General features: G+C 41.1%; 3 protein-coding genes. All 3 read left to right on the forward strand.

The annotated features are described in order from the left end of the window. The first annotated feature begins 287 nt into the window (after positions 1-287). The 3 genes from VB694_RS06340 (at position 288) to VB694_RS06350 (ending at position 14,468) form a co-directional block, all read left to right on the forward strand. A complete protein-coding gene (locus tag VB694_RS06340; RefSeq protein WP_323359468.1) occupies positions 288-4,979 on the forward strand; it encodes a LamG-like jellyroll fold domain-containing protein in 4,692 nt (1,563 codons plus the stop codon). Positions 4,980-5,452: 473 nt separating this feature from the next. Further along, entirely contained in the window at positions 5,453-8,665 is a 3,213-nt protein-coding gene (locus VB694_RS06345; protein ID WP_323359469.1) for a type I polyketide synthase, read from the forward strand. Position 8,666: 1 nt separating this feature from the next. After that, positions 8,667-14,468, forward strand: coding sequence for a type I polyketide synthase (locus VB694_RS06350; RefSeq protein ID WP_323359470.1), 5,802 nt, complete (start codon positions 8,667-8,669; stop codon positions 14,466-14,468).

Consider the following 14,468-nt stretch of genomic DNA (forward strand, 5'->3'; position numbering starts at 1 on the left):
CAGACGAAATAAAACATTTTCAAGAGTAGCTAATTAAATCAGAACTGAAAAACGAGAAGTCGGAAAAAAGTATTTTACGTAAAGTAGTACCGACAGCTTTTAGTTTAGGGATAGGGTAGCCACTGCTTTGGGCGGGTTTCCCGACTTGTAGCAAGTGGCGTGGCGTTGTAGTTCACCCCGTCGGGGTTATTCCCGGCCAACAAAAGGCATGAGATATTTGTCTATGTTTTTTGGAACTATACTTGCATCGTAAATTGTCTCATTAAAAACGTAGCAATAGTAGCAATATGAGTAATTCTTTAGACCTATTGAACACAGAAAATATTCAAGTCGGCAAGATTGTTGTTAACTGTGACGAATGGACTTTAAGTAATAATGGCTTTCAACAAGCCCCAGACACGACAATTTTTGTCAGCAACATTGCTAAATGGTTTACTGGGGGACGTAATACAGGCAAATTCCATGCCTACTCCACTAACCTTGGCTTAACCGAATCTGTGTTAGCACAGACAATGGCTAAAGCTGGTTACACTTGGACTGTTGGTAAAAATATTAAATTTGACCTGCCAACTTTGTTAACGTTTGATGGCATCTTTCTCTGTGGAGACTTGGCTGATAATCAGGTATTAATTGATTATGTCAAAGCTGGGGGTAACGTTTATCTGGGTGCAGGAACAGGCGCTGGTGGACCTCAACAGGAAGCCGACCGTTGGAATACCTTTCTGGGTGTCTTTGGTTTCAAATTTTTGGGCGAATATAACGGTATTAGTGGGAATCAAACCATTAATAATACCCATCCAATTTTTGCGGGAGTGAAAGCGATTTATCTGAATAATGGTAACTCCATTGTTGATTTAGAACCAGCTTCTTCAGCCAATCAGGTTGTTCTTACCCATACAAATGGACAAGGGTTAATTGCTACGTTTGCGGGTAGCAAAAAGACAAATAAACTACAATGCGTACTATCATTTGACGGTAAAGACGATTATGTAGCCTTACCCGCAGCAAACACCGATTATTCTCAGGGATTCACCGTTGAAGCCTGGGCGCGGTACAGCAGCTTTCAACAATCGTGGTCAAGAATTATTGACTTCGGCAATGGAGCAGGACAAAATAGCATTGTTTTGGGTCATGTGGGAACATCTAACGCTCTGGGATTCCATCTGTATTCTAGTGCAGGGACATATTCCATTGAAGCGGTGAATGCCCTGGAAATTGGTAAGTGGATGCACTTGGTTGCAACCATTGACAAATCTGGTCTAGCTAAACTTTATAAAGATGGTCAATTAATCCAAAGTAAACCATTCCATCTTCCAGATAACGTCAACCGGACGCTGAACTTTATAGCGAAGAGTAACTGGTCAAATGATGGTTACTTTGAAGGTCAAATGGCGGACGTAAGAGTGTGGAATATTGCCCGTAGCCAAGAAGAAATTCAAAAGCGCATGAGCAGTCGTCTGGTAGGGAATGAATCTGGTTTAGTGGGTTACTGGCCTTTAAATGATTGTGCTGGGATTACAGTTGCCGACAAGATCGGTAAAGGCAACAATGGTACAATTAATGGTGCTATTTGGAAGCAAGAAGAATTGCCTTTAACATCAGAACCAGCAATTACTTCTAACACAGCATCAATCTTACAATTTGATGGTAAAGATGATTATGTAGAAATTCCTTATAGCCAGTCCCTTAATCCCGGTTTATTTACTGTTTCGGCTTGGGTAAAAGTTGCCGGAGGACAAGGAAGCTTTCGTTCTGTGATTACCAGCCGTGATCACTTTAAAGGTTATATTATCTACGCAGGAGATAATAATAAATGGCAAACTTGGGTAGGTAGCGGCAAAGCTTGGGAAGTTGTGAATAATAATGATATTCCTGTCGTTCTCAATGTTTGGACTCATGTAGCAAGTACCTTTGATGGTAAGCAACTAAAACTTTATATCAATGGCACAGAAGTTGGTAGCAAAAATGTGGGTTACACATTAAATACCCAATCGCCTCTGCGAATTGGTGCTGGTTTTACCGAAGCAAAACCACAATATTTCTTTTCTGGTCAAATTGCGGAAGTTAGTGTGTGGAATAAAGCCCTGACAGGGGCAGAAATTCAAGCAAAAATGAATCAGCGTCTGACTGGAAAAGAAGAGGGTTTAGTTGCTTATTTGCCATTAAATGAAGGTTCTGGAAATCTAGTGAATGACCAGAAAGGTAACGGCAACAACGGCACGATTAATGGCGCGATTTGGCAACAAGAGGAACTCCCTTTCAAATTAGAACCTGCAAAGGTTTCCCAACCTGTAGCCAAAAATATTCAATCCGTGTTAATGTTTGACGGCATAGATGATAATCTTACCCTTCCTAAAGGATTTCACACAATTGAGAAGGCAATCACCATCGAATTTTGGGCTAAAGGAGAAAATAGTCTTAGTCAACAAACCAGTGTAATTGAGGCTCATAATTCCCAAAATAATCGCGTTTTAAATGTTCATTTCCCTTGGCAGCATATCGCAGATTCACGCATTTTTTGGGATGCTGGTAACGAGAATGGGTATGATCGCATCGACAAAGGAGTGAAACTAGAAGAATACAATGTGTGGACACATTGGGCATTTGTCAAAGATGCTACCACCGGAAAAATGTACGTTTATCGCAATGGAGAAATCTGGCATCAAGGCGATGGAAATACCAAAAAATTAAGCGGAATTCAAAAATTTGTGATTGCTTCTTACGTCAATGGAGGTCACTATTGGAAAGGCTCTCTGACGGAATTACGAATTTGGAATGCTGCCCGCACTCCAGAAGAAATTAAGCAAAATATGAACTTCCGTTTGACGGGAGATGAAGCAGGATTAGTGGGTTATTATCCTTTAAATGGAGATAGTGATGATAAAACTGGTAACGGCAATAACGGTATAATTAAGGGCGCGATTTGGCAGCAAGAAGAACTACCAATTGAATCAGCAATATCTGATGGAATTGAGATCAATTTAATTACAGGTGGTAATACTCTCACTAAATATGGAATCTCGGATGGAGCCACCAATTTTTACTTAGTAGATACTAACAATGCTGTCAATGGCGATGGCGAATTAACTGAGTGGGAAATTTGTTCAGAAAAGACCTTACCTGTGCAACTAATTATTTACAGAAAAGAGGCAAATGTTTGGTCAGTTGTGGGGAAAAGTGAGCTTCAAACCCCTGTTGTGGGATTAAACCATTTTTCACTTCCTACACCGCTTAAAGTTAACAACGGTGACTTTGTTGGTTTATACCATCCACAAGCAGGTTCTGTGAGTTTCTTTCTAGCTGCTAATAGTCCTTCGTCTCTGGGCAACTTCAGTGGGACAGTTTTGTATACAGCATCAGGCGCTGCCCCGACAGCATTTTCTAATTCAACTAATCGCATTTATTCATTAAAAGTCAAGGGAAATTTAGTATCATTTCCTTCACAAGAGCAAACAACTCAAGTCATCCCTGAAGACGATGACACACAAATACTCTGGCAAATCGGCTACCCTGGTAAAATTGCTAAGGAGTCTTCACAACCAGGTGGATGGAAAAAGGAAGTTAACTATGTCGTCGGCTCAGATGGAGACTCGGTAAATAACTCTACTATGCCCTTCTTGTTAGTAAAACCAGGGTTAAAGAGGAAACCTAAGCTCAACGGGAAATCGCTTGCTGCAACCGATAAGCTAAATATTCGCTTCATGCTAGAGCGTAATTATGACGATGGGGAACTGATACTCGGCTACGATTTCTTTGGCTCAGAAACAGATACCCTATCTCTGGATGGAAATAACCTGACCAATATTGTAGGAGCCGGTGAAGGGATACTCAAACAAAACCAAATCCCTTTAGGTGCGCTTGATCAGGGTGAACATACGTTGACAATAACCACCGATGGGGGTGATGGTTTCCATTGGATTGATTATTTGCGGTTGCTATTTAAGAACGGAAGTCAGCAACATCCTGAAATAGAAGCGACTGAAGTAGAACCAACTGAAGTAGAACCGACTGATGATGAAGAATTAACTGATGATGAAGAATTAACTGATGATGAAGAATTGACTGATGATGAAGAATTGACTGATGATGAAGAATTAACTGATGATGAAGAATTGACTGATGATGAAGAACTGACTGATGATGATGAAGAATCGACTGATGATGAAGAACTGACTGATGATGAAGAACTGACTGATGATGAAGAACTGACACCACCTACAAGCTATACATTCCATCTGGTAGCCTTTAAAGTTCCTAACGGACAATATTTAGTAGCAGAAAATGGTGGCGGTGGTTCACTGTTAGCGAATAGTTCTCAAATTAGCGACTGTGAGGTATTCCAATTAATTAACCTGGAAAATGGCAAATTTGCCTTGAAAGCTCCCCTTCAAGAACAGTACCTCAGCATACATCCAGATGGTAACTTTACCTGGGTTGATTACATTCAAGAATGGGAAATGCTGGAATTGGTTGAATTGGGAGATAACAAGGTAGCAATCAAGGGTTGTCACGGTAAATACATCTCTATTCAACAAGGTGGCGGTGGCATAATTCTTGCTAACGGGCTAGGAATTAATGAGTGGGAAATACTGGAGTTAATCGCACTAGAAGCTGGGAAATCTAAGCAGAAGGATAAGAAGGACAAGAAGGACAAGAAGGACAAGAAGGATAAGAAGGACAAGAAGGATAAGAAGGACAAGAAGGACAAGAAGGATAAGCAGGATAAGAAGGACAAGAAGGATAAAGGAATCAAGAGTCAAAAAAGTAGACGTAAAAAAGCCAACACTATTATTCTTGAATTCGGCAAACAGAAAAAGGATGATAACCGCGATTTTACACAAGGCAGAGGTAGGCTTTTTAGAAAAGTAGCACAAACAATTTCGGCTCTAAAGGAAGTAAGGGAAATAGATAATTATGTACAGCCAGTGATTGTAATTATCCGTCCCAAAAAATCTAGGAGAAGAAGACTTTTTGACTAGTAACGCCAGGCTGTAATTAAAGCCGTGTGGAGTTATCCTATCCTCAGTGAGAAGTGATATTTGATGTTATCCTGCTGTTGTCACTTTCCGAGAACAACAATCGAATGCAATTTTAAACCTCTCACTGGGAATGGGTTTATGGTTTTATTTTCTAATGTGATGTATACAATCTAGGACTTACGCATTGACAGGAACAACCAAATATGAGGTATGGGTTTCGGGCATTTTAACGTGATTTTTTGATTATTTTTGAGCGATCGCTATTGATCGTAAGTTAATCGCCAAAAGCCTGAAACGACGGATTTTCGTTCATTCACATCATGGTGAATTTGTACAGTGCGTAAGTCCTACAATCATTAATTGGGAATAAAACTATTTTGTGAACAGGGTTAGGTCACTTTATTTAGTCAGGGAAAGTGACAGAAAAGGGATATGGTATTAAAAAGTTTCTGCACTCAGAGTAAGGGTTTGAGATGAATCAAAATTCCCAAAAAGATCAAGAGAATTTTTCTTCCAACCACGAGGAAGTTGAATTCCAAAAGCAAGCAAGCAACCAAACTGAAGAAATAGAGCAATATAAGAGTGAAGCTATCGCTATTATAGGTATTGGTTGTCGCTTTCCTGGAGCTAATAATTACGAGGAATTTTGGCTCAACCTGGAAGCAGGAGTCAATAGCATTACCGAGATTCCTCCCCAGAGGTGGGATGTTCAAAAGTATTATTCTCCCAATCCTCAAGAGCGAAATAAAACTATTAGTAAGTGGTCTGGATTTATTGAAGCTTCAGACCAATTTGATACCCAATTTTTTGGCATCTCCCCTCGTGAAGCTAAAATGCTCGACCCGCAGCAGAGATTGATGTTGGAATTAAGTTGGTCTTGTTTGGAAGACGCTGGATATTCACCATCTCAACTATCGGGAAGCCCAGTTGGGGTTTTTATTGGAGCTTGTAATTATGATTCAATTCTTAATTTTAATCAAGATCAAGAAAACATAGAAGGACATATTGGTACAGGAACTTGGACTTGCATGATTCCTAACCGCATTTCTCACTTCTTTGATTTTCGCGGTCCAAGTATTCCTGTAGACACAGCTTGCTCAAGTTCACTAGTAGCAATCCATCTGGCTATTAATGCTCTGAAAGAAAAGGAATGTGAAATAGCACTGGTGGGTGGAATTAGTGTTTTAAATATACCAACAATCTACATCCAGATGAGTCAATTAGGGATGTTGTCCCCCACAGGACAGTGTCACAGTTTTGATAGTCATGCGGATGGCTATGTGAGGGGGGAAGGAGCAGGGATAATTTTATTAAAACCTCTGGCAAAAGCTATTGAAGATCAAGATCATATCTATGGTGTGATTAAAGGAAGTGCTATCAATCATGGCGGAAAATCACGGACGCTGACTTCTCCGAATATTTATGCCCAAGCTCAAGTGCTGCGTACTGCCTATACCAAAGCTAATATCGCTCCTAATACAGTTTCCTATATTGAAGCTCATGGCACTGGAACTCCTTTGGGAGACCCAATTGAAATTAATGCCTTGAAACGAGCGTTTAGACAACTGTATCAACAGTATAAGCTGCCTGGATCTGCAAAACCTTATTGTGGAATAGGGACAGTTAAAACCAATATTGGACATTTGGAAGGAGCAGCAGGAATTGCTGGGGTGATTAAAGTCCTGTTGGCAATGAAGCAGAAAAAACTCCCTAAAATTCTCAATTTTCAGCAATTAAATCCACGCATTGAATTAGAGAATAGCCCCTTTTATATAGTCGCTGAAACTCAAGAATGGCAGCAGTTAAAGACAGAAGCGGGGGAAGTCGTACCTCGGCGAGCAGGTGTAAGTTCCTTTGGTGCCGGGGGTGTGAATGTTCATGTTGTTCTAGAAGAGGCACCACAATTAGAAATTCAGCGGGTAGGAGTTGATCGTCCTTTGCACATTTTAACTCTTGCTGCCAAGAATGAGCAAGCTTTGAGGGAACTGGTCAAAAAATATCAAGGATATTTGCAGTCACATCAAGAAGTATCAACAGCAAATATTTGCTTCACAGCTAATACGGGACGTAACCATTTTCAACAAAGATTAGCTGTAATAGGTGAATCTAATGTTGAATTACAGCAACAACTGTCAGCTTTTATCAAGGTTAATCAGACAACTCAACTGATGAGAGGACAAGCTAGAGGCGAAAGTCCGAAAGTAGCTTTTCTGTTTACAGGAGAAGGTTCTGAGTATGTAAATATGGGTTGGCAACTATACCAAACTCAACCTACTTTTAGGCAAGTTTTGGAGCAATGCGACCAAATTCTACGCTCATACTTAGATCAGTCTTTGTTATCTGTGCTTTATCCACAGTCAACAGCAATGGCAGAAAATTCCTCACTTCTAGACCAAAAAGCCTACAGTCAACCTGCGCTTTTTGCTATAGAATACGCTTTGGCTAAATTATGGCAATCTTGGGGTATCCAACCAGATGTGGTGATGGGTGATGGTGTGGGTGAATATGTAGTGGCAACTGTTGCTGGAGTATTCAGCTTAGAGGATGCAATAAAACTGATTACGACTAGGACAAGACTCGTAGAATCTAGACCAGGAGAATTGGCAGCGGTAGCTAAGGAAGTTAATTACAGCCAGCCTCAGATCCCGATAATCTCCCATTTAACTGGAGAAAAAGCCACATCAGAAATCGCCACTCCTGAATATTGGATTGACATCAAACAACCTATACATTTTGCTCAGAGTATACAAACTCTGCATCAGTCAGAATATAAACTGTTTTTGGAAATTAGTCCGAAGCCAATACTCATCAAAAAGGATGTGGGATTATATTTGCCTTCATTGAATCCTGATCAAGAAGATTGGCAACAGATGCTCTCTAGTTTAGGGCAATTATATGTGCAAGGAGTAAAGGTGGATTGGTTAGAGTTTGATAAAAATTATCCCCGTCGCAAATTAGCACTGCCTACTTATCCATTTCAAAGACAACGCTATTGGCCGGAAACTTCTGAAAAAAGAAATCAAGAAAATGGACATCAACAAGATATTCTGGAAAATGACCTAAATACAATTGCTGAATTCCTGAAAAAAATTAATACGGAGCAACTAGCAGATGAGTTGAATGTCCAGGAACAACTGACAGAGCAAGAGCAAAAATTGCTACCTAAAATCTTGAAGATTTTAACGGCTCGGTTTCAAGAATATAGTCAAGTTTCAGAACAAGTCGGGGGAATTTTACAACAACTTGAGAAAACACCCCAGAGAGAACGCCAGCAGTTAATGATACATTACCTGCAAGGTGTGGTTAGTCAATTGTTAGGATTTGATGATTCCCAAAGCCCAGATTCACAGTTAGGATTCTTTGATATGGGCATGAACTATGCAATCATGATTGAATTTAGGAATCTGTTAGAAACAAGTTTCAATTGTTCTATTGCAGTGACTACATTGTCTGAGCATTTTAATATTCAAAAGCTGGGCAAGTATTTAATAACCAAGATTTTCGGAGGGGAATTAGAGCAGAAATTGGAAATTGATAGCAATGAGAATCAACAAACTGTTGTTGATAGGGAACTCAAAGCATTAGATGAGGAGGCGATCGCAAGTGCCATGCAAGAGCAACTAATTGCGACTGCTCTTCAAGATGAACTGAAAGAAATTCAACTTTTACTTTACCAGGAAATATAAAATGACTAATAATTCAGAGACAGAACAACAACTTGTTTCCTCTCAACAAGTGCTTCAAACTATCAAAGAAATGCGAAATAGACTGGAAGCAGTCAACAAAGAAAAAACTGAACCTATTGCCATTATTGGATTAGGTTGCAGATTTCCCGGTAATGCTAATGATTCTTCCTCATTCTGGCGTTTATTGCATGAAGGTATTGATGGTGTAACAGAAGTTCCACCTGGTCGATGGGATGTTGATGCTTACTATGATCCCAAACCCGATACACCAGGGAAAACATACACCAAACAAGGTGGTTTTATCGAAAAAGTGGATCAGTTCGATCCTGTATTTTTTGGTATTTCTCCCAGAGAAGCAGTGAGTTTAGACCCTCAACAAAGACTGCTTTTAGAAGTTACTTGGGAAGCCTTAGAAAACGCCGGACAAACACCAACAAAACTGAGAAATAGCCAAACAGGTGTATATGTAGGTATTTGCACAGATGACTATGGCGAACGGTATAGAAATATTGATAAACCCCACTTATCTGAAACTCATGCTGGGACAGGTAATGCCCGCAGTATGGCTGTAGGTCGTATTTCTCACTTCCTTGGCTTACAAGGTCCGAATATTCAGTTAGATACTGCCTGTTCTTCTTCATTACTAACAATACATCTAGCTTGCCAGAGTTTGCGTTCCAAAGAATCTAATCTTGCCCTTGCCGGTGGAGTCAATTTGATTCTCTGGCCTATCAGCACTATTGGTCGTTGCCAATTGAAAGCCTTAGCTCCTGATGGTCGCTGCAAAACATTTGATGTTGCGGCAGATGGTTATGGACAGGGAGAAGGATGTGGAATGGTAGTCCTGAAACGTCTTTCTGATGCTATAGCTGATGGTGATAACGTTTTAGCGGTGATTCGAGGTTCGGCTGTCAACCATGATGGACCTAGCAGCGGTCTGACAGTTCCCAACAAAATGGCGCAGAAAGAAGTAATTCAGCAAGCCCTCCAAAATGCAAGAGTAGAGCCGCATCAAGTCAGTTATGTGGAAGCTCACGGCACAGGAACATCCCTGGGAGACCCCATTGAATTAGAATCTTTAGCCGCAGTTTATGGCAAAAATCGCCCCATAAATCAACCTTTGGTCGTTGGTTCAGTAAAAACCAATTTTGGGCATTTGGAAGCAGCAGCAGGGATTTCCGGGTTGATTAAGGTGGTTTTATCCCTTCAAAATCAAGAAATACCACCTCATTTGCACTTAAACAAACCCAATCCCCATATTCCTTGGCATCAACTTCCTTTGGTAATTCCTACTTCAGCAATTCCTTGGAATGTCGGTAATCAGTCCAGAATTGCAGGTATCAGTGCCTTCGGAATTAGTGGGACAAACGTGCATATAATTTTGGAAGAAGCACCAGCACAAGTTCCACCTGAAGAATCTTTAGAACGTAAATTAGATATATTATCTCTCTCCGCAAAAACTCCCAAGGCTTTGGAAGAGTTAGTTCGTAATTATTCCCATCATCTGGAAAATCATCCAGAATTAGAACTAAAGGATATTTGTTATACCGCAAATACAGGGCGATCGCATTTTAATCATCGCCTGGCAATCATTACCCAGGATAAAGCTGAACTAGCTACAAAACTCAGCAATCTGACAGCAGGTAAAGAAGTTGCCGGACTATTTTCTGGTCAAATCTCAACTAGCACAAGTTCACCTAAAGTAGCTTTTCTGTTTACAGGTCAGGGTAGCCAGTATGTAAATATGGGTTGGGAACTATACCAAACTCAACCCACTTTTAGGCAAGTTTTGGAGGAATGCGACCAAATTCTGCGCCCCTACCTAGAGAAACCATTGTTATCTGTGCTTTATCCACAGCCAACAGCACTGGTAGAAAAATCCGCACTTTTAGATCAAACTGCATACACTCAACCTGCGCTTTTTGCCATAGAGTATGCTTTGGCTAAATTGTGGCAATCTTGGGGGATCAAACCAGATGTAGTTATGGGTCATAGCGTGGGCGAATATGTAGCAGCAACTATCGCCAGCGTATTCAGTCTAGAGGATGGACTAAAACTGATTGCAGCTAGGGGAAGGTTAATGCAGCAGTTACCTAGCGGTGGCGAGATGGTATCAGTGTTGGCATCAGAGTCGCAGGTAAAGGACGCAATTGCCACTTATGCAGACAAGGTAGCTATTGCAGCCATCAATGGTCCCGACAGTATTGTTATTTCCGGTGTTGGTGAAGCAATAGCAGCAATTTGTCAGAATTTCGCAGATATAGGAATCAAGACCAAACCCCTACAAGTGTCTCACGCTTTCCACTCCCCACTCATGGAACCAATGTTAGGGGAGTTTGCAGCCGTAGCCCAAGAAATTACCTATAATCAGCCGCAAATCCCCATAATTTCCAATGTCACTGGAAAACAGGCCACAGAAGCCATAACCACCCCAGAATATTGGGTAAACCATGTCCGACAACCTGTGCATTTTGCCCAGAGTATGCAAACTTTGCATCGGGAAGGATATAAACTCTTCTTGGAAATCGGACCTAAGCCCATACTCCTGGGAATGGGTCGTCAATGTTTACCAGAAGAAGTAGGTACTTGGTTGCCTTCATTACGTCCACCGCAAGCAGATTGGCAACAAATTCTCTCCAGTTTAGGGCAACTATATACAAAAGGAGTAGCTGTAGATTGGTCAGGATTTGACCATGATTATCCCCGTCGCAAAGTCGCATTACCAAGCTATCCATTTCAAAGGCAACGCTATTGGCAGGAAGTGGAACAAAACAATGATCAAACTGTTTCCACGCCAATTGTACAATTGCTCAACCAAGGTGCAACGGACGGGTTAGCTCAGGAATTAGAATTAGCTGGGGAATTGACCGCACAAGAGCGAGAATTACTGCCAAAATTACTGGGACTTCTGGTAAAAAGACAGCAAAATTATCTGGAATTCAAAGGTGGTGTAGTTCACGAATATTACAATGCTGTCGCCATTTTGGGTCAAGAACAAGCAGGAAATCAGGCAGATGCAAAATCAGACTCCGCATTCTTAACCTTTGGGTTATTCCCGGAAAAAGTACCTGATTTTTCTTGGATTAAATGTCTCACCGAACCGAATCAAGAAAAATCACGTCAGATGATTGTTGATTCTCAAAGAGAGTTGAGAAAATTATTATTTGCTCAAGTTGATTTTTCCGCTTGTCAAAAAGTTTTAGACTTTGGCTGTGGATACGCTTCCGATTTAATTCAGTTAGCCAAAAATCATGAACATCTGCAATTGAATGGCTACACAATTTCCAGTGAACAAGCCAAACTTGGTAGCACAAAAGCAGATGAAAATCAACTCCAAGAACGGGTAAAAATCTTTAATCGAGATAGTGCCAAAGATGAGTTTCCCGACAACTATGATTTAGTATTTGGGTTTGAAGTTGCCCACCACATTCTCGATAAAAAAGCCTTATTTGCTAATATCGGCAATCATTTGAATCAAGAAGGATATTTAGTGTTAGCAGATTTCATCTCTAACAGCGAATTGTCAATTGATCACCAAGAAACATCTTCCTACTTTATTACTAAATCAGAATGGGTAGAGTTACTATCTGAACATCAACTCCAGTTAGTAGCAGCCATTGATGTCAGTCCAGAAATATCTAACTTTTTGTACGATGCAGACTTTGAGGAACGTTTGGAGCAGTTGTATCAAAGAAATCGTGATGATAACGTCAGGTCTGGTTTCAAATCCTACTATCAATTAGGTAAAGTTCTCAGCAAAGGAATAGCCAGCTATGTATTGCTAACGGCTCAAAAGCAACAACAGTTATCCAAAGAAAAAATAGCTGAATGGAATCAACAAATACTGGCTCAACTATCATCTTATTCAGAGGTAACACCACAGCGTTGGCTTTATGAACTAGAATGGCAAGCCCAAAAACCCTCAACTTCTTCGCCACAAACAACAGGAAACTGGTTAGTATTTAGAGAACCTGGGACTTTGTCACAAGGATTAGTGCAAAAATTGGGTACAGGATGTATTTTTGTATCGCCTGGTTTAAGTTATCAAAAGATAGATGAAAAACACTATCAACTTAATCCCACTGCTCCCGAAGAATTTAAACGTCTGTTAGGTGAAATCACTGCTCAAAACTCACAACTTCAGGGAATTGTCCATCTGTGGAATGTGTCAACAACTGATATTCAGTTAGAAACAGCCATAGAATCTGGTTGTTCTAGTTTGTTACATCTGGTACAAGCTTTGGTACAGACTAAACAGCAACAGGTAGCTCCTTTGTGGGTAGTAACCCAAGGGGCGATGAGTGTGGGTACAAACTGGGAAGCAGTGCAAGTGCAACAAACACCAGTGTGGGGATTAGGTCGGGTAGTCAGTCTCGAACATCCAGAACTGCAATGTCGGTTACTTGACTTGGAAGCGAACACCACAGAAGAAGAACTGGTGCAACAGTTACATCAAGAACTCTGCTCAAAAGCAGACGAAAATCAGATTGCTTACCGTCAAGGAGAACGTCGGGTAGCGCGACTGGTACGCCAAAAACAGGCAATTAGTGAAGAACAGCCAGAAATTACTATTATCCCTGAAGGTAGTTATCTAATTACTGGTGGACTGGGGGCGTTAGGATTACAGTTGGCTAAGTGGCTGGCAGATAAGGGTGCTAAACATTTGGTATTGACTGGACGGCGGAAACCCTCAGAAACAGCACAACAAACCATCACCCAAATAGAACAAACTGGAGTTCAAGTTTCAGTGTTGTTGGGAGATATTGCTGTTAAACAAGATGCAGCCAGGATTGTAGAACAGATCAAGGCATCCTTACCACCATTGCGGGGTGTGATTCATGCCGCCGGAGTCTTGGATGATGGGGTTCTACAGCAGATGAACTGGGAACGGTTTACAAAAGTCATGGCTCCGAAAATTCAAGGGGGATGGTATCTGCACCAGTTAACACAGGAGTTACCGTTGGACTTCTTTGTTTGTTTTTCCTCAGCAGCATCTTTGTTAGGTTCAACTGGTCAAGGTAATTATGCAGCCGCTAACGCTTTTCTGGATGGCTTGGCACAGCATCGGCGATCGCTCGGTTTACCAGGATTAAGCGTCAACTGGGGTGCTTGGGCAGCAGGAGGTATGGCAAGTCGGTTAGCAGATCAGTTCCAAAGCCGGATTCGTTCTCTAGGTATGGGTAGCATTCCTCCAGAACAGGGGTTGGAAATTTTAGATCGGTTGTTGGGTCAATCAGCAACTTCAGTAGGGGTGTTTCCTGTTAACTGGCCTCAATTTGTCACACAATTGCCAGCAGGAATGAAGATGCCAGTATTGGAGGCGTTTATTGATTCCCAATCTGTAGTCCAAGAAACTCAGACTAACGAGTTTTTGGCAGAACTAAAGGCAGCTAAAACGAGCGATCGCTCCCAAATAATGACCAATTACCTCCAGGGTGTCGTCGGTAAGTTACTAGGATTCCCTGACACTCAACTGCTAGACCCACAGCTAGGATTTTTTGATATGGGGATGGATTCTTTGCTGGCTTTAGAGTTAAGAAATTTGCTACAAAGCAGTTTGGGTTGTGCGGTTTCTTCAACAATTTTGTTTGAATACTCGAATATTGAATCCTTGGCTGAGTATCTAGTCACAGAGGTTTTGGCAGAAAAACTAGCAGCGACGGTTGAAATTGCCAACAATGGTAAGCAACAACCACCAGCAGTTGTTTCTGGAGACAAACAAGCAACTTCCCCAGAACCAGCAACAGACGCGATTACTGAAAAACTCAAACAGATCCAAAACCTACTTAACAAGGAGGTATAA

It is taken from the genome of Anabaena sp. UHCC 0451 (genome assembly GCF_034931405.1).
Lineage (GTDB): Bacteria > Cyanobacteriota > Cyanobacteriia > Cyanobacteriales > Nostocaceae > RDYJ01.